Genomic DNA, 22,339 nt, shown 5'->3' with positions numbered 1-22,339 from the left:
TCATTCTTCCTGAATCACGAGCAGCATCTGCCCGGCGGATACATGTCCGCCGGCCTTACAGAACAGCCGTCGTACCGTGCCGCTGACAGGTGCTTCCACCACGAATTCCATTTTCATCGACTCGACTATCACCATGGGACTTCCCGCTTCGACGCGCCCCCCTTCCCCAGCCAGCAGTTTCCATACCGTGCCGGTCACGTGCGCACTGACCGCATGCGCACCTTCCGGCAAATCCAGCTCACTTTGCGTATCGGCTTCGTCAAGCGTAGCCTCGCTCACATATTCGGCCTTGCCCTCGATCTTCCAGCGCTCACGCTCGGCTTCAAACGCGGCCTGCTGTTTGACTTTAAAAGTACTGATTGATGCTGCGTTCTGTTGCAGGAAAATGTTGTATTGCTTCAAGCTGAACGTGGTTTCTTCCACGCGCAGCTTGAAATGTCCCGTGACAAAATCCTTGCGCAGTTTGAGCAGTTCACTCTCACTTACCGGATAAAACCGGATCTGGTCAAAAAAGCGCAACAGCCAGGGCTTGCCCTCCCTGAAATCGCCGGTATGGCGATAACGGTTCCACATCTGCACGGTACGTCCGACAAACTGGTAACCGCCCGGACCTTCCATGCCATATATGCACAGATAAGCACCTCCTATACCCACCGCGTTCTCGGGAGTCCAGGTGCGTGCCGGGTTGTACTTGGTGGTGACCAAGCGATGACGCGGGTCGACGGGGGTTGCCACGGGTGCGCCTAGATACACGTCACCCAGTCCCATTACCAGATAGCTCGCTTCAAACAGGATATGCTGCACCGCTTCGATGTCGTCCAGTCCGTTAATGCGGCGAATGAACTCGATATTGCTGGGACACCATGGCGCATCAGCCCGAACCGATTGAATGTATTTCTCTATCGCCAGCCGCGTCGCCCCGTCGTCCCAGGACAATGGCAGATGCACGATACGCGTTGGCACTTCCATATATTCTATATCAGGCAATTTCTTTTCCGTGGCAACGAGCCGCTTCAGGAGCTTGTCGCGCGGCAGCACGCGCGAATCAAAATGGATTTGCAATGAGCGGATGCCCGGCGTCAAATCCAGGACGCCTTTGAGCCGCCCTGCATCAAGATCGCCCTGAATCCATTCCATCAATGCATGGACGCGGAAGCGCAAATTCAAGTCAAGCTCCGGCGGTCCGTACTCCACCAGCAGATTTTTGTCCCCGGACTGGCGATATACCACCCGCACCTGGCGTGCGCCTTCCTCGATGCAATGCAGGATAGGGCTGTCCATGGTGCTGACTGCCTTGGGTACGGACACAACCTTTGGCACCCGGAGGCGCCGGATCGTCGCATCCTGCAATTTCTCCAGTGCCAGCGCCTGTTCCATCGGCACCCGGTGAAAACGCACGCTATCGCCGGGCTTGAGCTGTCCCATCTTCCACAATTCCGCATGGACAATGGTCACGGGACAAACGAAGCCACCCAGACTGGGACCATCCGGACCCAGTATTACCGGCATATCGCCGGTAAAATCCACCGTGCCGATAGCGTAGGCATTGTCGTGGATATTGGATGGATGCAGCCCCGCCTCCCCGCCATCGTTACGCGCCCAATGCGGCTTCGGGCCGATCAGACGTACGCCGCTACGGCTTGAGTTGTAGTGCACTTGCCAGTCAGTGGAGAAAAAAATTCGGATATCTTCATCGGTGAAAAAGTCGGGCGCGCCGTGGGGTCCGTACAGCACGCCAATTTCCCAGTTATGGGTGTAATGCGGGACCAATGCCTCCGGGAGCACGCAGCGGACGTGGCTGTTGGCCGCCACCACATGAAGTACGTCGCCGGTGAGCAGGGTGCGCCCGGCGTGCCCGCCGAATTGTCCGAGCGTGAAGGTGGACTTGCTACCCAGATAATCCGGCACCTGAATACCGCCCTGCACCGCCAGATAGGCACGACAGCCATGATCCCTGAGCTTTCCGAACTGCAGCAGCGCACCGGCCCGGATTGAATGCGATCGCCACTGCGCCAGGGGTTCGCCATCCAGACGCACTTCCATGGGTGCCCCACACACCGCGATTACGCTGTCACAATTGAAGCGCAGCGTCGGTCCGGCAAGGGTGATTTCGAGTCCGGCCTTGTCTTCCCCATTGTTAACCAGGCGATTCGCCAGACGAAACGCCAAACTATCCATTGGACCGGATGGCGGCACGCCGATATTCCAGTAGCCGGTCCGCCCGGGATAATCCTGCACGGTCGTTTGCACGCCAGGGAAGAGAACATCGATCGTATGTGCAATATAGTGAAAGCCATTCAGAAAGCTTGTCGTATACCGGCCGCTGCGAAATGCCGTGCCCTGGAGAATCTGTTTAAGGTAGTCTAAATTGGTTTCGATGCCATGCAGCGCGGTGGCATCCAGCGCAGCAAGCAGCTTGGCGACCGCCTGCTTACGATCCGCCGCATGCACAATTATTTTTGCCAGCATCGGGTCATAGAAGGGGGATACTTCGACGCCGCGCTCCACCCATGTTTCGACACGCGCCCCGGACGGAGGCGGAAACTCCGTCGCAGTGAGCGTGCCACAGGACGGTTGAAAATCCCTCGCCGGATTCTCGGCATATACGCGTACCTGAATGGAAGCACCGTGCGGCTTGATGTCGAACGAGCCCAAGGGTGGCAAATCTCCGGCAGCCTGCCGTACCATCCATTCCACCAGGTCGATGCCGGTCACTTCTTCGCTCACGCCATGCTCGACCTGCAGGCGCGTATTCACCTCGAGGAAATAGAATTCGCCGCTGGATGCATCAAAAATGTATTCCACTGTCCCCGCTGACTGATAATTGACTGCCTTGCCCAGACGTATGGCGGCATCCACCAGCGCCTGGCGCAAGCGAGGCGTAAGGTCGGGTGCGGGTGTTTCTTCAATCACCTTCTGGTTGCGCCGCTGCATCGAGCAGTCGCGCTCCCCCAGCGCGACCACCTCACCCTGGCCGTCGCCAAAAATCTGCACCTCGATGTGGCGCGCGTTCTCGACATATTTTTCCAGGAACAGGCCAGCGTCCTTGAAGTTATTCTGCGCCAGATACTTCACCGATTCGTAAGCGCCGCTTAACTCGTCCCTGTTCCAGCACAAGCGCATACCGATACCACCGCCGCCCGCTGTGCTTTTCAGCATTACCGGATAACCGATGGAAATCGCCTGATGAAGCGCGTCTTCCACATTCTCCAGCAAATCGGTTCCCGGCAGCAGCGGCATCCGGTTGTGCAAGGCCAGCTCACGCGCCGTATGCTTCAGGCCAAAAGACCGCATCTGCTGCGGCGTCGGACCAATGAAGCAAATGCCATGGGCAGCGCATTGCTCGGCGAAGTCTGCTTTTTCGCTGAGAAAGCCATAACCGGGATGAATGGCCTGCGCACCGGTATGCCGCGCGACTTCCAGGATCTTGTCGGTGCGCAGATAGCTTTCCGCTGCAACGCCGCTGCCGATGCAGTATGCCTCGTCGACCTCCAATACATGCCGCGACAGCGCATCTGCATCCGTGTACACCGCCACACTTTTCACCCCCATGCGGCGAAGCGTACGGATAATGCGGCAGGCAATGGCGCCGCGATTGGCAATCAATACTTTCTCGAACATGATTTTCCCTATTCCCGGTTGAGTTGTCCGACTAATCGAATGCCATATCCTCGGGAGCATCCCAGACCAGCAGGCGGATCGGTGTAGGGTTATAGGCATTGCACGGGTTGTTCAGTTGCGGGCAGTTCGAGATCAGAACGATCACATCCATTTCGGCTTGCATCTCCACATACTTGCCGGGTGCCGATACGCCATCCACAAAATCCAGACCGCCTTCTTCCGATACCGGTACATTCATGAAGAAATTGATGTTGCTGGGCAGGTCACGCTTGCTCATGCCGAGATGCTCGCAGATGGGTTCATGCGCCAGCGCATGCAGAAAATTGTCGCGGCAACTGTGCATTGGGAATTTCTCCGGCGCATAGCGTACGGTATTACTTTCCGCCGCACAGGCCCCGCCCACCGTGTCATGCTGTCCGCATGTATCCGCGACGATGGTGAGCATGATGTTGCCGTAGTTTGAGTACAGCCTGCTGCCGGTGGTCAGGTACAGCATGTTTTGACGGCGAATGGTATCGGTGGCGCTGTAACGCTCCAGCGCATGGGCGGCATTGTAAAATAATGTATCGACTGCCTGATTACCCTCCAGATCGACGATACGGAATACCTGTCCTTGGGTCACCTGCTTGACCCAGGGTTCGCCCGCCGCGCAGATTTCATCCACCACCGCGGTCTTGGGATCGAGCCTGCTTTCAAGCAGATTCGCGCTCATGAGGCACCTCCATGACAGGCATATAAACGTTGAGTATTTTGCATCCCGCGCACATTCTCGGGAATGCGCGCGCACTCCTCGACCATCGAGGGTGGCGTCGCAAAAGCCGTCAGCCTGACTGCTCCAGGCTGGTATGTTTGCGCCGGATCAAGGGGATGCGGCGCGGCGGACAGCGCCATCAACGTATCCATCTCGAAACTGAGATTCACATAATCTCCGGCTTTACTGTTGCCGGGATGAAACATCAGTTTGCCCGATGAGCTGGCGGTCACCTTGCTGAAGAAATTGATATTGGATACTACGTCACGCATCCCCAGTCCCCACTTTCCCAGCTCGATCAGCATGCCATCCAGCCCGCTGCGAAACATCTCGTTGCGAAGCTCCTGGTATCGGCCGGCGCCATATTTCCGGCGTATCAATTCCGCGTCGCTCATTCCGCACACGGTGTCATGCCAGCCAACAGTATCCGAGGTAATGCAGCAGAAAATATGACCCATATCCGAGTGACAGGCATGCCCCTTGGTCAGACGAAAGGTATGCTGCGACTTCAGCGTATCCGCCATGTTATAACGCTCCAGTTTCTCTTCCTGATTGAAGAACAGTACCGCGGCATTGGCGCCCCCGATTACATCCATCAAACGCAACGTCGTGCCCCGGCGCAAGACGCCGGACCAATGACAACCCCCGGGAATATCTTCTTCCCAGAGAAATGTATCTGGATGGTGCATGTTTTTCTCCTCATCAAAATGAATCATTAATTTCCGATACCGGAATTGCTGTCGGCGCCTCCCGGCTCACATCGGCGAAATACCTTTGAAGGTATTCTTTTTTTGTCGCTCCCCAACGATTTTTTTTATCAAAATGTGCAGTGCGGTTACGCTCAGGATACTGCCCAACACCAGCGGAACCGCCCAAAGCTGCCACCAGGGCGCATTGGGCGCTACAATGTAGGCGCGTGGCCAGGCGATATTGATAAACTCAAACACCGACCAGATGAAAGCTATCGTATTGATCACCAGCCCCCACGGGCCCAGCTTCAATTCGCCCAGCGCCGGATTCCAGCGACCAGTAAGACGGGTGTACAAGCCAACCCCGGTGGTCATGGAAAACATGGCGTAAAGCCCGCCCGTGCCGAAGGCTATTACCGTGGCGACCGCTCCATCGTTCAAGCCGAACAGCAATCCCAGTCCGGCCAGCGATACCGTACAGATAATGGCATTGCGCGGCGTGTGATCAGCGGCCAATCGGCTCAGCGCAACAGGCATATTGCCCTCGCGTGCCATCGAGTACACGATGCGCGACGTGTATTTCACCACGGATGCTCCGCAAGCAAGGAAAGCAATCATGACAATAGCCAGAAAAGGTTTCTCGGCCCAGGCTCCGAAGCTATTGATAATCACGGGTGTGATGGGATCGGACGAGGCACTCGTATTTGCCAGTGTGGCGCGGTCGAAGCTCAACGTCAGGGCGGCAGAATTGAAAAGCACCACGCTTCCCACCATGCATAGCGAAAAGAAAATCGCGCGTGGCACCATCCGCTTGGGCTCATGGGTTTCTTCGGCAATAGTGGAGCAGGCATCAAAACCGATGAACGCCCATCCCGCGATGGCAAGCGCAGCCAGGAAAGCGGCGGTCTCGCCCGGCGCCGTGCCCGTACCCAGATGCTGAAATAGCTCGGAAAAAGGGTGCTCCCGGAAGAACAGGAACAGAAGCAGCGCCACGCCAAACGAGCCCACCACCTCGGCATAAACACCCAGTGTAATGATCAGCTTGAAAACACTGACATGAGCCAGGTTGAGCAGCGTGCAGATCAGCAGAAAAACCGCGCCCCACATCACCAGCGTATGGCCGGAGCCACCCGCCGATCCAAAAAAAAAGGAGAGCCAGACACCCCCGGTGTAAGCGGTGGTGGTGAGCATGGCGATGGTGGAACTGACGTAGATGACCCCGGCAAACTGCCCGGTGATACTCCCGCCGAGTTGCCGCGCCCACTTGTAGGCGCCCCCGGCGATCGGAAACTGCGAAGAAAGCTCGGCGTAAACCGTCGCCACCAGCAGTTGCAGCACCAGACAGATGACAAGTGCGGCAAACCAGCCGCCCCCCGTTACCACGGTCTGCACACCCATAATGGCATAGAGCCCCACCACGGGTGAAACAACCGCGAAACCGAGGGTAAGGCTATTCCAGACGCTCAGGCTGCGATTGAGTTTATCCGCAGTCGGGGGAAGGTCCGGGGAAGCAGCAGAAGACGAGATACCCTGTCTTCCCTCTATCGACATGGCGTTCCTCCCGTAGCGCTCTCGATACGCTGAATGCGCCGACCGTCCTCAATTATCCAGCTGGGCGGTTGACTCACCCGCTCTTTAATGTCAGCAGAACCGAACCGCGGGAAGACAGGCAATCCCCCAGCGATCACAATGGGCGCAGTCAGGGGAACAGCGAAGAAAAATCCAGAAAGGGAGGATATGACGAAGTCTCCTTTAATCAGTGGGCCAAGTTCCAAGAGTCAATGTATGCCTATACATTATCTCCCGGGCTTTTATCCCTCCGTGGAGCCTCGTCAAAACGAAGCCGGAAACTCTCGGACCAGACACTTACCCAAAGGAAAGCCGGAACCCTAGTTTCTCCTTTACATCAGTTTCACTGCTTTGACCGCTCTTCACACAAAACGATCAATACTCAAACCCAGCAAGGCGCTGTGTCAGGTAGCTGCCCGCGTGAAAAAATACGATACATGCTTAAACTTAACGACTGAACCAGTAGCATATAAATTGTACACACCTGATCAAAAAAAACAATAGCAGGTCACAAACACGTTGCCCTGCGCGATGGGGGCGGATATTTCAGACCCATGGCCATGATGTCGCCTCCCCGCCTCGATTCCTGCCAGTTTGTTTCTGCGAAGAAATCTGATGAGGCATATACTTAACCAAAATGGTGACGCTCAAGGAGGATAACATGCTTCGAAACTGGATATTGGCGCTGCTGTTCGTCTTGTTTGGAAGTCCCGCTTATGCTGATGCACCGCCACTGCGCGACGCTACGCGCGGCGAACTGTTGTACTCAACACACTGCATCACCTGCCACAGCGCCAAGGTTCATTGGCGGGACAAGAAGCTCGTTACGGACTGGACAAGCCTTCGGGCGGAAGTGCGCCGCTGGCAGGAAGTTTCGGGACTTGGTTGGGGTGATGACGATATTACTGAAGTCGCTCGCCACCTGAATGCTCTCTATTACCACTATCCCAAGCCAGACTGACCGGAAGCTATCAAGTTGTCGATAGACGCGCCGCGCCGGCCCTGGTGGCTTGAGCCGCTGCCAACAGAGACGGTTGCTCTCGCTACCGCGAGGATGGGCCTGTCGGTCACCGAAGCTAAAGCGCGCCTTACCCGATTCGGGCCCAATCTGTTCCGAGAGCGGCGGGAAAAATCGCTGCTGCTACAATATCTCGGTCGCTTCAAAAACCCCCTGGTGATCATCCTTCTTATCGCCAGTGCGGTTTCCGCGTTCACCGGGGAGGTCACGAACTTCCTCATCATCAGCTTCATCGTTCTGCTTAGCATCACGCTGGATTTTGTCCAGGAGTACCGTGCCAACGCATCCGCAGAAAAATTGCGCCAGTCGGTTTCCGTACGGACCACCGTGCTGCGCGACGGCAATCCGATGGAGGTCACGGTTACAGAGATCGTACCCGGCGATGTTGTGCTGCTTGCGGCCGGGGATCTGATTCCCGCGGACGGAAGTGTGCTTGAAGCGCATGATTTCTTCGTCAAGCAGGCCCTGCTGACCGGTGAGTTCTATCCGGTGGAAAAGCGGCCAGGCATGCTACCCGATACCGCCACCGATCTGCAGGAGGCGACTAACGCGGTGTTCATGGGCACATCCGTCATCAGCGGCAGTGCCCGGGTGCTGGTGGTGAAGACGGGTGCGGATACCGCGATCGGAGAAATTTCTGACAGCGTTTCCCGGCCATCGGAGCCGACTTCGTTCGAGCTCGGTACCCGCCGCTTCGGGATACTGATCATGCGGCTGACCATTCTCATGGTGATGTTCGTGCTGCTCGTGAATGCGTTTTTCCACAAGCCGTGGCTGGAATCCTTCCTCTTTGCCGTAGCCCTCGCCGTCGGACTGACACCGGAACTGCTGCCCATGGTGGTGTCGGTCACGCTATCGCGTGGCGCCCTGCGCATGGCCAGGATGCACATGATCGTCAAGCGACTGTCCGCCATTCAGGATCTGGGGTCGATGGATGTACTCTGCACCGACAAGACCGGTACGCTGACCGAGGCAAAGATCCGACTGGAAAGACATGTGGATGCGACGGGCCGGCCCAGCGAACGGGTGCTTCAACTGGCCTATTTCAATAGCTTCTTCGAGACGGGCCTGAAAAGTCCCCTCGATGAAGCCATTCTTGATCACCAGCATATCGAGATTGGCTCCTGGAAAAAGATCGACGAAGTTCCCTTTGACTTTGAGCGCCGTCGCGTCTCCGTGCTGATCGATAATGGCGAGACACGCTGGCTGGTGGTGAAAGGCGCGCCGGACGAAATCGTCGGGTTGTGCACACACTACGAAACGGAAGGCGCCGAGCAACCGCGTCCCGTGGATGAAACTGCGCTGGCAGCGATTCGCGGCCAGTACCACGCCCTGGAGGAAGAAGGTTTCCGGGCGCTGGGTATCGCCTGGCGGCAGGTACCCATGGACCATCCCCATGCCGTGGTGAGTGACGAAACAGAATTGGTGCTCGCCGGTTTTGCAGCCTTTCTCGACCCGCCCAAGGCAAGCGCTGCCCCTGCATTGGCCGCCCTGGGCCGGGTCGGTGTCGCCATCAAGATCGTCACCGGCGATAGCGATCTGGTTACCCGGCATGTTTGCGCAGAATTGAAGATTCCAGTGACGGGACTCCTGACAGGAAAAGAGATCGCGCAGATCGACGATCACACCCTGCAAGCCCGGGTCGAAACGGCGAATCTGTTCTGCCGGGTGAATCCGGCGCAGAAAGAGCGTGTAATCCGGGCACTCAAAGCCCGCGGCCATGTGGTCGGCTATCTGGGCGATGGCATCAATGACGCACCGTCACTGCATGCGGCGGATGTCGGGCTATCGGTGGATTCGGCGGTGGATGTCGCCAAGGAGGCGGCCGACATGATCCTCCTGAAACGGGATCTGCATGTGCTGCATACAGGCGTTCTGGAAGGACGGCGCACCTTTGGTAACATCATGAAGTACATCATGATGGGCACGAGCTCCAATTTTGGCAACATGTTCAGCATGGCTGGGGCTGCACTGTTTCTGCCTTTCCTGCCGATGTTGCCAACCCAAATCCTGCTCAACAACATTCTCTACGATGTCTCGGAAATCCCGATCCCCCTGGACAAGGTGGACACCGCCGATATTCACAGCCCGCGTGTGCTCGACATGAATTTCATTCGCAACTTCATGCTCGTGATCGGGCCGATCAGCTCCCTGTTCGACTTCCTGACCTTTTACGTCATGCTGGTGGTTCTACAGGCCGACGAGAAGCTGTTTCAGACGGGCTGGTTCGTTGAGTCGTTATGTACCCAGGTACTGGTGATCTTCATCATCCGTACCCGTGGGAATCCTCTGAAAAGCCGCGCCCACCCACTGCTGACAGTGACCTCGCTGGCTGTCGTCGCCAGCGCGGTACTGTTACCGTTTACGCCGATCGGAACGTATTTTGGCTTTGTCCCGCCGCCCGCCAAATTTTATTTTATCCTCGGGGGCATGACGCTTGTCTATCTATTCGCAGTTGAACTGGCCAAGCAGGGCTTCTACCGATGGGCAGCGGCGGGAAAGAGGCCACACAGATCTGGCAGCCGGGCCTAGTTCGATGGCCTCGACAGACGGCATGGGTTCCGGCAATTTTTTTAGGGAAACAATTCATCGATCACTTCCAATTATCGGATGAGCATCCCTTGATGGGCTATACCGGATTTTGAAACAGTACTCGATCACTTAGAACGCCAGCCAACCACTCAGAAATAGCGTATCGTTGCCAACTGCATTTCGACCGGAGCCATCGTAATTGCGGATACCTCCATTGAATTGGAAATAGTGAACGTACTGCACTGCAAGCCTCAGGTTTGCTAATGAACCTGCAGTTGAGGCAGTCTTGCCAAAAGGGGCGTAGCTCAATTCGGCAGTGAAGGCTTGATTGTTCGGTTTGCCAGTCCGGCTCCCGCTAATAGGATCAGTAGAGAAATATATGACGTTGTCCGCTGTCCCCGAAGTTTGCCCATAAAACAAGTTAAGACTATAGGTTTGCTGGAAGGTATACGCAGTCCTGATGCGGACCGTATCCAGGCTGCTGTGCTGTTTTTCCGCCAATCCTAACGCCATACTGGCGTTCATGTTTCGATTCTCACGAATGTAGGTCGCATTGAGTTCAAAGATATGCGCAAGATTCGCTAAATACTGGTAGGTGGCATCAAATCCGAAATCGGTGAACTGGTCGGTGCCAGCGCCTTGTATCCGTTGCGGATTGACGTTCGCTTGCATGCCAAAAGAGCCGATCGCGCCGTAATGCCCATTATGATCGTGCTGGAGCGCAATACGCCAGTAAGGGGCGCCGCCGTCGATTTTATTTTGCCCGGGGTCGAATGTATTTACAGTTTGCTGCACATTTCTGGGAAGACTGGTGTAGCCCCCACCTTCAACATATAAGAGATTATTCCACATCATATATGCAGTCACGCCGCCGACCTGGCCAGCCAGTGACTCGATCAGTGTTCCTGCGGCCGGGGTTGGCGCCAACGCTGATGATGCCGCAGGCAAACTCCACGCTGGCAGCGTATTCCAAAGATCTGAAACAGTAGGGGAATTATTCGCCGATATGCCATAAACAAATTGCTGGCCGGCCAGGTTTCCTTGATCCACGAGGCGGATGTCGGTGTTATCAAGGATCAGATTTGTTTTTGCCACACCATCAAAAGTTGTTTGCACGAAAGCACCCACGTTCGAAGTCACGCGGCCGGCATAAAAAATAGAGGCTTGATCCATGGCGGCATTATTATTGGAACCGAAGTGATCCGCCGCACCGCCCGGCTGGCCTCTCTGGGTATGGGTGAATGATCCTTGAACCATGGCGCTAAGCGGAATAAATTTTGCATCCTTACCGCCAGCCATCGTGTAGCCAGTCAGCTTAAATTGCCTGCCGACAGGCGTAAGGCCAGGTCCAAAGGCTTGCACATGACAGGAAATGCACGGCATGCCAGTCTGACGCGTAAAGGCAGGCATGGCCCGGACTTCAACGCTTGAGAGAAACATCACTAGCAGGACTACTACCGGGGGTATTGCTGTTCTGAATGCATTCATGGCATTACCAACTCCTGTTAAAAGTACGATAAAGCCATTGCGATCAGTCCGGGCGCTTATTGATTGGGGCGAGAGAGATAAATGGCCACAGTTCTATCGAAAGCTGAATCGATCGATATGGTCTGCTAAAAATAGAATTCAAACTCAACGTTTCCGGACAATGCTACGTTGACAGCACTGAAAAATTTGGGGGATTTTTGAATGGATTCAAATCACTCCCGAATTGCAGACACCTTAACCATTGATTTAGTATCCAGGGCAGATGTTAACGAGCTGAATGCATTGTACCGGCTAATCCGAGATCGAAGCGGGTATGCAAGTTAACGGGAACAAGGTATCCGGTCGCAGAAGAGGGCCAGCGGGCATGGATATACCAGCATAAACTGACAGATGGATCAGGTGCCATAGTTATGCGCCAGAATCAGCCGTCCGCAAGCTCTGGCTATTTGACGTGGCTGATGCGGCAGGTGCAGACTGTCAGCTAACGGGCTGTTCCAGAACGATCTTGGATAACATAGATGCCTTTACTCTCGATATCCCATTTTCTTCACCGCCACCTGCTCTGGTTCCTGATCGCTGCATATGTGATTGCCGTGATTTTGCCAGCTCCCGGTCTATGGATAAGAAATGTTTCTTTTGGCGAGATCCATGTCTTAAAGCAGAAAATCAATATATCGTTGTTGATGATCATGCTCGCCATGCTCATGTTTAACGCAGGGCTGGGATTGAAAATTTCCCACTTGAAAAATATCCTGCGGATAAAACATGTCTTGCTGGTCGGACTGTCGGCGAATCTGGCCATTCCCATTGTCTATGTTTTTGGGATCACGATAGCGATGAGGCTCTGGTATGAACCGCTCGAAGTCCAGCACATTCTCGTGGGCCTGGCATTGGTCGCAGCCATGCCGATCGCGGGGTCGTCAACCGCGTGGGCGCAAAACGCCAATGGTAATTTAGCCCTGAGCTTGGGATTGGTCTTTTTTTCCACGATTCTGAGCCCTATCGTTACTCCCATAGCATTTCACATTTTTGGTGAAATGGCATCGGAGGAATACGAGAAGGTCTTGCAGGGTCTGGCCACGTACGGGTCAGGGACCTTTCTGGGTCTTTGGGTGGTGCTGCCGTCGTTGCTGGGCATTGTGGCGCGCCTGATAGTTGGCGAGGGTTGGCAATCCGGAGTACTGCCTGGTCTGAAGTTCATCAATAGCATTATTTTATTATTGCTGAATTATTCGAATGCTTCAGTCTCCCTGCCGCAAGCCATGGCTGATCGTGATTACGACTTCCTGGCCATCACATTGGCCATTACTGCAGGGCTGTGCTTAGCCCTGTTTGCCGCAGGGTATGGCCTGAGTCGCCTGTTCAAGCTGAACCGGGCCGAGCGCGTTTCACTCATGTTCGGACTGGGAATGAACAATAACGGGACCGGATTGGTACTGGCATCTTTAGCTTTATCTTCTTACCCAAATATAATGGTGCCGATTATTTTCTACAACCTGATTCAGCACATCGTAGCGGGAACTCTGCAGGAAATAATGACTAGAAGGGCAGACGACCTGGACACGTGAAGTGATCAACCGCAATCGCCTTGAAAAGAATACCAGGAACCATCCTGATGGAATCACACATCACTGACTGCGGGGACATATCTGACACCACCGGTGCAGCTTTTTTCTCAACCAACCGATTCGCAGTTGCAATATGGCTTCCTGATCTGGATCTGTTGTTATGGCAGGTAGGACATGTCATGACTTCGCAGTGCTCCGGCATGCGCCTTACGCTCCAGTCAACCGGACGGCCTGTACGCGGCCGCTCTCCGAGTGGTCCGCCTCGCGCATACAGGTTACTCTTGACGTTCAGGCGTCGCTATCACTAAAACAGAATGGTGTTATGGGGCATATTGAGAGACATAGAACGAGCCGGATCGGATGGCTCCGTGCGGCCGTTCTTGGCGCAAATGACGGGATTGTTTCCACTGCCAGCCTCGTCTTGGGTGTGGCGGCGGCAGGCGCGAGTTCACAGAGTATTTTGATTACGGGCGTGGCCGGTCTTGTGGCGGGTGCGATGTCGATGGCTGCTGGCGAATATGTTTCGGTGAGTTCGCAGGCCGATACCGAGCGTGCCGATCTGGATCGGGAGCGCCGGGAGTTAGCTGCTGATCCCGAGTGCGAGCACGCTGAACTGACGGCTATCTACGTCGGGCGCGGACTTGATGAAAAACTGGCTTCCGATGTCGCGACCCGATTGATGTTGCATGATGCACTCGGCGCGCATAGGCGTGATGAGCTGGGTATATCCGATGCATTAACCGCACGACCGGTTCAAGCCGCATTGGCCTCGGCCGGTACTTTTTCAATTGGCGCCGCCCTGCCTCTCCTGGTGGTCGTTTTGGTGCCGGAATCCGCGCTCATGTGGGCGGTATCGGGCAGCTCGCTCTTGTTTCTCGCCTTATTGGGCTCGCTGGCAGGGCGCGCCGGAGGCGCTTCCATGATTACCGCTGCCGCGCGGGTGGCATTTTGGGGTGCGCTGGCAATGGCCTTGACAGCCGGAGTTGGAACATTGTTTGGAATAGCTGCTTAAAATCCCCGCCACTAATTACATCCTCGATTATTTAATACTGTTGAAAATCCAGTATAGTTGTCGAAGTCCAGCCAGCAATTGCTTTTAGCGGGGTCCACTCCGCCGGACTACGAACGGATGTCGTCAGGGGCCAAAGTTGTCTCCCGGTAATAAGGCTGGGCATCCAGGAATCCGAGAGTTTTGTGCTGGAGCAATCCGGGCGAATAGCCATGGCTCCAGCCTCTTACGTCGCGCGGTCACCAAGGAGGATGCATCATGATGAACAACGGAAAAGTTTACCAAGGCAGCTGTTTTTGCGGCGCGGTTCAGTTCACAGTCAGCGGTGAGCCGAATGGAATGGGTTATTGCCATTGCGAGTCGTGTCGACGCTGGTCGGCGAGTCCTGTCAACGCCTTCACTTTATGGAAGCCTGAAGCGGTGCAGATCACGCTGGGAGCGGAAAACATCGGCACTTACAACAAGACCCCGCAGAGTTATCGCAAATGGTGCAAAACCTGCGGAGGTCACATCTTCACCGAGCATCCGGGCATGGGGCTTACGGATGTGTATGCAGCCGTCATCCCGGATTTTCCTTACCACGCGGGCGTGCACGTTCACTATCAGGAAACGGTGCTACGCATCAAGGATGGGCTGCCAAAAATGAAGGACGTTCCGAAGGAAATGGGAGGGTCGGGTGTTAGCATGGTGGAGTGACACGGCAGGCTCTTCAAACGTCATCGCTCAAAAGGCGCTCCAACTCACCAGCAACTCGCTACGCATGACCAGCAGCTGAACTTCGGCGTTGATCTGTTTTCATTGCCCTCATAGCTTTAATGGCTTTACGTAACCCGTCATTTCAAAATAGCCGCGGCCAGCGGCTTTGCCATCGCGGGTGATCGTGACCGCGCCTTCCCAATAGACCGCGCCGGTCGATTGCCGTGAGTCGAGTTCCTGATCGTCCTGCAATGGTGTGAGCAACCATTCGGTTGCGCCGGTTTGAATCCGCATCGCCACGGGATAGGTGGCGTCGGTGCGCGGCGAGCGCCACGTACGCTGTGGATGAAAATGCACCTGCTCCGGCTCGAAGAGCGTAATGCGGCCAGATGCATCGCGCAGTCCTGCGTATGCCCACACTTTGCTACCGTCTTTGCCTCGAATTCGAAACGCCATCAGGGCAGAGCCATCATCAAGATTGGCACCGACCCAATCCCATCCGTCGGCATCTGGGTCGAGGTATGCGGTGGACCATTCGTGGTCGAGCCAGGCGGTGCCGCTTACGGGGCTCGGTTTGCCGTGGCGGGTAACCGTTCCGGAGACCTGCAGGTGCGGTTCGCTGTAGTAATAGCTGGCTTGTTCCGGTCGAGGCCCTTTGCGTGAGAAACCGTTTTTGTCTTGCTTCATCGGCGGCTGGGAAGGGATCAGTGACAAGCGTAACGTAAAGTCGCGCGCCTGGATGGTGGTCTCATAACGGCCGTTTTCCTCGCGTATCATGCGCCAATCGTCCAGTCTTACGTCCGTATTGCCTTCTTTGGCATAGGCGAGGCCGAAACCCTCGCGCGCGCTTTTTTGATCGTGCAACAGCTTCCCGATGGCTGGATCGGACAGTGCCGCATGCGCAATAACAAGCTGGTTGGGCGCAAAGCGGCTGGGGTTGGCGCGGTCGCTCTCGGTCGCGGCACGGAAAAAGGTGATCTGGAAACCGAGCGGTTTTTTATCAGGAGCCTCCAACCAACCGGTTACGTACCACCACTCGGTCCGGAAGCCTAGATGCGCGCCGAAGTCATGGGGAAAGGCAAGCGCAGTGCCGGGAACCACCGGGGAAAACTGGGGAAGCAACCGAGGTGACTCGGGAGGTGGCCCGACGGGTGAACCAGGAGATGATTGAGCGACAGCGCAACCCGCAACCAGATGCAACGAGAAAATCATCATTCTCGCGAGGAGCCTGATGAGGTGCCCACTTTCGCGAAAAACCCCCATGGGGACGGGATTGCGCTTGAAAAAATACATTACCAATCCTCCCGTACCGCTCGTATGGCGTCACCTGCGATGGCATGACGTCCGGATGCCAGCGCGGTCAATGCTGCTGATAGCAGCAACACCAGGGCTACGGTCATGAGCCCACCCCAAGGCAGGCTCAACTGCATGGTCCAATGGAAAGACTGTGGATTCACGATAAAGACGAGAATCAGGCTGATGCACCAGCCGAGCGCAAACCCGAGCGCAATGCCCAGCGCGGTCAGCAGACCGCCTTCCGCTGCCAGCATACCGAGAATCTGGCGGCGCGTCACGCCGATATGGCGCAATATGCCAAACTCCTTGGTGCGCGCCAGCGTCTGTGCCGAGAAGCTTGCCGCCACACCGAGCAGCCCTATAATAATCGCGACCGCTTCCAGCAGGTACGTGACCGCGAAGCTGCGGTCGAAAATATTGAGGCTGAGCGCACGGATCTGGCCGCGCTCCGAGAATTCCAGCGCGCCGCCGAACGGCAAGCGTTTCAATGATGTAATCACCTGCTCAGGAGTTACACCCGCCTGCAGCCAAAGCGCGGCATCGTTCACTTTCTGATCGCCTGACAGCGCCTGGTAATCTGCCAGCCGTAACTGAATTGCGCCGAATTGCCGCCCATAGTCGCGCCACACGCCGGCAACCACGAAGCCTGGCGCGGACGTTCCTATCGGCAAGGTTACGCGCTTGCCGAGTGTATAACCGTATAGATCGACCATCGCTTCCGATACCCAGATGGGTATCGCATCCTTTGGAAGCAGGGCGGACGCAATGATTTCACCGGTCATCGGCAAGGTGCTGGTGGGATCGGTCATGTCGATGGGCCGCGCAATCAGCGCAACACTGGGCCGGCTCGGATCGAGCGTTAGTTGCGATGAGCGGAAAAAGTCGGCGCGGGAGAGGCCTGGCGTAGCAGCTATCACTTTCATTTCATCCATTGTAAGGCCGCGCGTATCGCCGCTTGCCGCTGTCTGGACGTATAAATCGGCCGGCAGAATATGCTTGAGCCAATCATCAACCGATACCCGGAAACTGGTGACCATGATCGCCATCGCAACCACCAGGCTAAAACTGGCCAACACGCCCCCCAAGGCGACAGCGGCCTGATTGGGCGCATTGGCCAGCCGGGCCAGCGCCAGCGTCGGCACGGCATCGGATGTGCGCCGGGTTACCGCGGAAAATACGGCGGAGAAAACGAACGCTGAAAGGCGCGGCATGAGTGCAATGCCGCCAATCAGCAACAAGGCCACTGCGAGATAGCCAAAGACCGGTAAGTCAAGAATCGGTGGCAGTTGCGTGAGTAGGCCCCCCAATGCAAGGCAGGCCAGGGCGGGCCAGGGTGTAGCCAGTTTCGAGAGCGCGGCATCTTCGCTCCCCGACTTGAGTGCAGGCGCCGGATGGGCATTTGCCGCTTCCCAAGCGGGGGCTGCGCTGCCCAACAAGGTGACGCCCAATCCCAACGTAAAAAAGATCACGGCCGCGATGGGATCAAAATGCACACTCGGTTGTACTCCGGGGAAAAACCCTCCTCCCAGGTCTCCACCGAAAACATTGAGCGCGGCCGCCGCTATCGCGTAGCCCAGGGCAAGACCGAATAAGGAACCAATGGCGCCAAGGACTGCTCCCTCCAATAAAACCTGTCCCAGCAGTTGTTTGGGCGTTAATCCGAGCACCCGCAGCAACGCAAACTGGTGACGCCGCCGAACGACCGACAGCATCTGCGTGGAGAAAACCAGAAATGCGCCTGTAAACAGTGCCACCAGGGCCAGCATGTTCAGGTTGACTCGATAGGCGCGCGACATATTGGCGACACGCGCTTCCTGGTCCGCGGTTTCCGTCACAACGTATCGTGCACCCAACTCTCGCGCCAGCGTCGTTTTGAACGCTTCGTGATTGATGCCTGGCATCAGCTTCAATTCAACGCGCGACAATTGACCGATACGTTGGAAACGCCACTGCGCCGCACCGATATCCATGACTCCGATACGTTGTCCCGCGCGGGTTCGCACCAGACCGCCCGCGACACGCAACGTGATGGTTTGCGTTCCCACCCGCAACGGCAGGGAGTCACCCCGCTTTACCCCCAGCCATTCCATTGCAGCAGGGGAGAGAAAAATGGCATCGTCCGCTAGGATATCGAACAACCTGTCTTCCGCCGGGATGCCGATCAGGTCAGGCGCGATATCCGCGGCACGAAAAATATCGAGCCCGAGAATTTTCAAGGTGGCATTTTTCCGTTTTTCCGGATTGTCGCGGACAACGACATCGAGCTCCAAAACCGGGTTGGCAAGCTCGACGTTACTATGCTCCGCCAGAGCCGGGTAAAGTGACTCGGCGAAGGTCGCCTGAGTACCGCGCACCTGCAGATCGGATTGGCCGGAGAGACTTTTGGCTGCGGCGGAAAATTCGTTGAAGGCAGCGCTATTGATCAGATGAATCGCAAACCCGAGCGCTACCCCAAGTGCGATTGCAGTGACAGCGACGGCGGCCTGCGTCAGATGTGCCTTCCATTCGCCCAGCAGCAACCAGCGCAACAACGTGCCCCCATCTGCCCACTTCGTCATCTGCTTTGATGCGAATCTGCCGAATCCGCTGGATGGAGCCCGTCTTTTGTCAGTATCAGCACCCGGTCGGCCGTTGCCGCGGCTGCGTGCGAATGCGTGACGATGATGGCGGATGCGCCATTCGCCTTGATTTCCGCGCGCATTAGCATGAGTATGTCATGCGCGGTGTCCGGGTCAAGATTGCCGGTCGGTTCATCGGCCAGGATCAGTTTAGGGCGATGTACCAATGCACGGGCGATAGCGACTCGCTGCATCTCGCCCCCGGATAGCTCGCGCGGAAAATGCTGTCCCCTGCCGTGCAAGCCGACCGCATCCAGCATTTGCCCGGCTCGTTCTTGACCACGCTCACCCGAGATGCCATTCAGCAATAAGGGCAGAGCGATATTCTGACCCAGCGTCAGGTGCGGCAGAATATGAAATGCCTGAAAGACAAACCCAAACGCCTTGCGTCGCAACCGGGTTGCCGCATCGTCATCCAATGACGACATGGCGATGCCGTCAATCAGTATTTCACCCGCGTCCGGAGTGTCCAGACCAGCAATCAGATTCAACAGCGTCGATTTGCCGACTCCGGATTCGCCCATTATCGCCACATATTCGCCGGCACCAAAGGTGTAGGATAAATCGGTCAGCACCCGCAGCCCGTTCGCATACGCTTTGCCAATATGACGCAGTTCCAGCATTAATTTGGACTTAGTTATCGAACCGGCGCAACGTGGAGCGAGACCGCATTCTTCAGAGATAGTCGGTCCAGCATGTATAGCGGGAGAAAAGCTCTGGCAACAACGTGGGATTGCACTGAAATTATCCTGAATAAAAGTGCTATTGTAACTGTTAACCCTTAGCCGTTATCGCTGGGGAGTGGGAACGTGAGGATAGAACATTTGCGGACAGAATATTGTCAGCCCTGTGAGGAGGGTTATAAAGACTCAGCGCCTTAGCGTCTGATCATCAATTCGGAATCTGTCCTTACCCAGTCACTTTTCGCTTCGGTTCTTTCACCCGGCCGTCCGCCAGAACTTGCAACTGCGTCAGTGAGCTTGGCCGGAAGTAGCGAGAATGGTAATAACCTCTTCATCCGTCACTTGGGGGAAATCCATGTAAAATTGTGCGACCGCACTGAAGTTTCTGGGTGTCGAAAGGCATATTACGCGGTCGGCATTCCCGCTCACCTTTTCCAGTGTATCGGGGGGCGCCACCGGTACTGCGCACACCAACTCAGCGGGTTGTTTCGCCCTGAGCGCATGCAGTGCCGCAAGCATGGTCGAACCGGTAGCGAGTCCATCATCGATTACGATGACTATGCGTGCGGCGGGATCAATCGGCCGCCGGATGGGAGTATATTCAGATCGGCGCTGCCGTATCGTTTCCAGTTGTGTGGAAACTTCATTCCTGATGTATTCCTTGTCCGCCCCCACTTGCGAGGCATAATCGGCAAGATACACCCAACCGCTTTCATCGACCGAACCAATGGCGAATTCCGGATTCCCGGGCGCGCGCAGTTTGCGCACCAATACCACATCCAGTTCACCGTTCAACTCATCGGCAATAATTTTCCCCATCGGTACCGCACCTCTTGGAATCGCCAGTACTAGCGGGTGTTTGTCCCGGTATTCGGAAAGAGCCGCAACGAGTTGTTTGGCGGCTGCAATCCGGTTTGCAAAAACCATGACAATCTCCCACTAGGTCGAGTTAACATTCGTTCGCACAAAATTGGTAAGTTGGAACCTATTTGAAGTATAGGTGGCTTAGGCATTTTTTCAATTTTTTTCGCTATGCAGCCGGTTAACAGATAAAGTTTAACTGCCGTGGTCTACATCGTTCGGTTGATGAGTGCACGAATCTCGCTGAGTGGACGAGTATTGAGTACATCCTGCTTTTCCAGCCAGCCACGGCGTGCTTGCCCGATGCCGAAGCGCAGGTTGTCGAACTCGAAAGTACTGTGCGCATCGGAATTGATGCTAACCAGCACTCCCTCTTCCTTGGCCATTCGGCAATAGATATCAATGAGATCAAGACGGTCTGGATGGGAATTGAGTTCGAGGAAGCAACCTCGGCGCCCGGCTTCACGAATAATGCGTGGCATGTCTACGTCGCAGGGTGCGCGCTGCTGGATGAGTCGTCCGGCAGGATGCGCAAGCATCGTAAAATGAGGATGTTCCATGGCGCGCAGTATGCGTTCGGTTTGCCTGGCGCGCGAAAGCTCGAATTTGCTATGTACCGCACCCACGACCAGGTCGAGTTGCGCAAGGACATGATCCGGCAGGTCGAGGCTGCCATCTTCCAGGATATCCACCTCTATCCCCTTGAGCAAAGTAATGCCTTCCAGTTCTTCGTTAAGTGCATCGATTTCCATGCATTGGCGCGCCAGCCGCCCTGGATCGAGACCGCGCGCGACGGCAAGACCGCGCGAATGGTCTGTGATGGCGAGGTATTCCAGACCATGCGACTGGCCGGCGAGCGCCATTTCGCGTAGCGTGTTATGGCCGTCTGTAGCTTTGGTGTGGACGTGCAGGTCGCCCCGCAGATTGCCGAGTTCCACCAACTGCGGCAGACGTCCAACACGCGCCACCGCAATCTCACCCCGGTTTTCACGGAGTTCCGGCGGGATATAAGACAGGCCGGCAGCATGATAGATCGATTCCTCGCTTTCGCCCGCAATACGGATTTTCCCTTGGTACACGCCGTATTCGTTGATCTTGAGTCCGAGCTTCTGAGCAATCTGCCGGACCGCGATACTATGTGCCTTGGAACCGGTGAAGTAGTGCAGGGCAGCGCCGTAATTTTCCTGGGCCACGACGCGCAGATCGACCTGGATACCACATTTGAGAATGATGCTGGCGCGTGTGGCACCCGCCGCCAGCGTCTCGGCAACTTCGTCATAGGCAATGAAATGCTGCATGACAGCACTATCCGGTGTTGCCGCAACCACAATATCGAGATCTCCAACGGCCTCGCGCATGCGCCTGAAGCTGCCCGCAACAGTTACCTGTGTAACGCCAGGCACTGCTCCCAGGTATGATCGTAGCGCCTCGGCATATTGTGCCGCCACCGCCAGCTTGAACCGGCGTACAGGATGGGTATGTGCTTCAATGGCCTGCAGGATATTCAGTTCGGTCTTTTCGCCAAAGCCGGGTAGAGTACGAATGCGGCCGTCGCGTGCGGCACAATAGAGTTGCTCGACAGTCCGCACATCCAGATCTTGATAAAGATGCTTTACCCGTTTGGGGCCAAGACCGGGTACCTTCAGAAGTTCAGTAACAGCGGGGGGAAGTTCCGTGTGCAGACGGTCCAGTAAGCTGCAGTGGCCGGTAAAGGCAATCTCCTTTATTTTGGCGGAAAGATCGTGACCAATGCCCGGGAAGCGTGTCAGGTCATCATTCTTTTCCACGAGCAAGTATGCTTCCGTAGAAAGCTCGCCGATGGTGCGCGCTGCATTACGGTAAGCACGTATACGGAACGGATTCGCTCCCTGGATCTCGAGCAGGCTGGCAATCTCCTCGAAGATCGCAGCAATGTCGGCATTATGACTCGGCATGCGTAT

The 22,339-nt window shown here is 55.9% G+C and carries 15 protein-coding genes and 1 riboswitch; of the genes, 5 read left to right on the top strand and 10 right to left on the bottom strand.

All coding sequences use genetic code 11. From position 1 onward, the window contains the following. The 4 genes from uca to EBAPG3_RS06865 form a co-directional block, all read right to left on the bottom strand. Complete coding sequence (gene uca, locus EBAPG3_RS06880; protein WP_004176703.1) at positions 1-3,621, bottom strand: urea carboxylase; 3,621 nt, start codon at positions 3,619-3,621, stop codon at positions 1-3. Between the two features lie 31 nt (positions 3,622-3,652). Continuing rightward, positions 3,653-4,333 (bottom strand): urea amidolyase associated protein UAAP2, encoded by a 681-nt coding sequence (locus EBAPG3_RS06875; protein ID WP_004176705.1) that lies wholly within the window; start codon positions 4,331-4,333, stop codon positions 3,653-3,655. Continuing rightward, positions 4,330-5,061 carry an urea amidolyase associated protein UAAP1 gene (locus EBAPG3_RS06870; protein ID WP_040851922.1) on the bottom strand — a complete coding sequence of 244 codons (732 nt, stop codon included), beginning with the start codon at positions 5,059-5,061 and terminating at the stop codon, positions 4,330-4,332. Before EBAPG3_RS06870 ends, EBAPG3_RS06875 begins: the two co-directional genes overlap by 4 nt. A gap of 66 nt (positions 5,062-5,127) precedes the next feature. Beyond that, complete coding sequence (locus tag EBAPG3_RS06865; RefSeq protein WP_004176709.1) at positions 5,128-6,612, bottom strand: APC family permease; 1,485 nt, start codon at positions 6,610-6,612, stop codon at positions 5,128-5,130. Between the two features lie 247 nt (positions 6,613-6,859). Further along, a riboswitch (guanidine-I (ykkC/yxkD leader) is annotated at positions 6,860-6,965 on the bottom strand. A gap of 326 nt (positions 6,966-7,291) precedes the next feature. On the opposite strand from EBAPG3_RS06865, the gene EBAPG3_RS06860 reads away from it, so the two are divergent. Both EBAPG3_RS06860 and mgtA read left to right on the top strand, forming a co-directional pair. Then, entirely contained in the window at positions 7,292-7,591 is a 300-nt protein-coding gene (locus EBAPG3_RS06860; protein WP_040851926.1) for a c-type cytochrome, read from the top strand. Positions 7,592-7,606: 15 nt separating this feature from the next. Continuing rightward, positions 7,607-10,180 carry a magnesium-translocating P-type ATPase gene (gene mgtA, locus EBAPG3_RS06855; protein WP_004176713.1) on the top strand — a complete coding sequence of 858 codons (2,574 nt, stop codon included), beginning with the start codon at positions 7,607-7,609 and terminating at the stop codon, positions 10,178-10,180. Positions 10,181-10,309: 129 nt separating this feature from the next. Here mgtA and EBAPG3_RS06850 read toward each other — a convergent pair whose 3' ends face one another. Next, positions 10,310-11,590 carry a cytochrome C gene (locus EBAPG3_RS06850; protein WP_227869283.1) on the bottom strand — a complete coding sequence of 427 codons (1,281 nt, stop codon included), beginning with the start codon at positions 11,588-11,590 and terminating at the stop codon, positions 10,310-10,312. Positions 11,591-12,186: 596 nt separating this feature from the next. Between EBAPG3_RS06850 and EBAPG3_RS06845 the strand changes: the two genes are divergently transcribed. The 3 genes from EBAPG3_RS06845 (at position 12,187) to EBAPG3_RS06835 (ending at position 14,941) form a co-directional block, all read left to right on the top strand. Then, complete coding sequence (locus tag EBAPG3_RS06845; RefSeq protein WP_004176717.1) at positions 12,187-13,236, top strand: bile acid:sodium symporter family protein; 1,050 nt, start codon at positions 12,187-12,189, stop codon at positions 13,234-13,236. 322 nt (positions 13,237-13,558) lie between these two features. Continuing rightward, positions 13,559-14,248 (top strand): VIT1/CCC1 transporter family protein, encoded by a 690-nt coding sequence (locus tag EBAPG3_RS06840; RefSeq protein ID WP_085921950.1) that lies wholly within the window; start codon positions 13,559-13,561, stop codon positions 14,246-14,248. A 255-nt stretch (positions 14,249-14,503) separates the two neighbouring features. Further along, a complete protein-coding gene (locus tag EBAPG3_RS06835) occupies positions 14,504-14,941 on the top strand; it encodes a GFA family protein (protein ID WP_004178899.1) in 438 nt (145 codons plus the stop codon). 108 nt (positions 14,942-15,049) lie between these two features. Here EBAPG3_RS06835 and EBAPG3_RS06830 read toward each other — a convergent pair whose 3' ends face one another. The 5 genes from EBAPG3_RS06830 to polX form a co-directional block, all read right to left on the bottom strand. Next, the gene (locus EBAPG3_RS06830; RefSeq protein ID WP_004178901.1) at positions 15,050-16,234 is read right to left on the bottom strand and encodes a lipocalin-like domain-containing protein; all 1,185 of its coding nucleotides are present in this window, start codon (positions 16,232-16,234) and stop codon (positions 15,050-15,052) included. Next, on the bottom strand, positions 16,234-18,795 hold the full coding sequence (locus EBAPG3_RS06825) for an FtsX-like permease family protein (RefSeq protein ID WP_040852660.1): 2,562 nt from the start codon (positions 18,793-18,795) through the stop codon (positions 16,234-16,236). The genes EBAPG3_RS06830 and EBAPG3_RS06825 overlap by 1 nt, the downstream gene beginning before the upstream one ends. Continuing rightward, positions 18,792-19,478, bottom strand: a complete 687-nt coding sequence (locus EBAPG3_RS06820; protein ID WP_004178905.1) for an ABC transporter ATP-binding protein — start codon at positions 19,476-19,478, stop codon at positions 18,792-18,794. Before EBAPG3_RS06820 ends, EBAPG3_RS06825 begins: the two co-directional genes overlap by 4 nt. A 348-nt stretch (positions 19,479-19,826) precedes the next feature. After that, positions 19,827-20,465 carry a phosphoribosyltransferase gene (locus EBAPG3_RS06815; RefSeq protein WP_004178907.1) on the bottom strand — a complete coding sequence of 213 codons (639 nt, stop codon included), beginning with the start codon at positions 20,463-20,465 and terminating at the stop codon, positions 19,827-19,829. 143 nt (positions 20,466-20,608) lie between these two features. After that, complete coding sequence (gene polX, locus EBAPG3_RS06810) at positions 20,609-22,333, bottom strand: DNA polymerase/3'-5' exonuclease PolX (RefSeq protein WP_004178909.1); 1,725 nt, start codon at positions 22,331-22,333, stop codon at positions 20,609-20,611. Positions 22,334-22,339 lie beyond the last annotated feature (6 nt).

Origin of the sequence: Nitrosospira lacus, from assembly GCF_000355765.4 — a bacterium.
Taxonomy (GTDB): domain Bacteria; phylum Pseudomonadota; class Gammaproteobacteria; order Burkholderiales; family Nitrosomonadaceae; genus Nitrosospira; species Nitrosospira lacus.
Note: the sequence above shows the minus strand (reverse complement) of the source record. Positions and strands in the feature narration are given on the sequence as shown.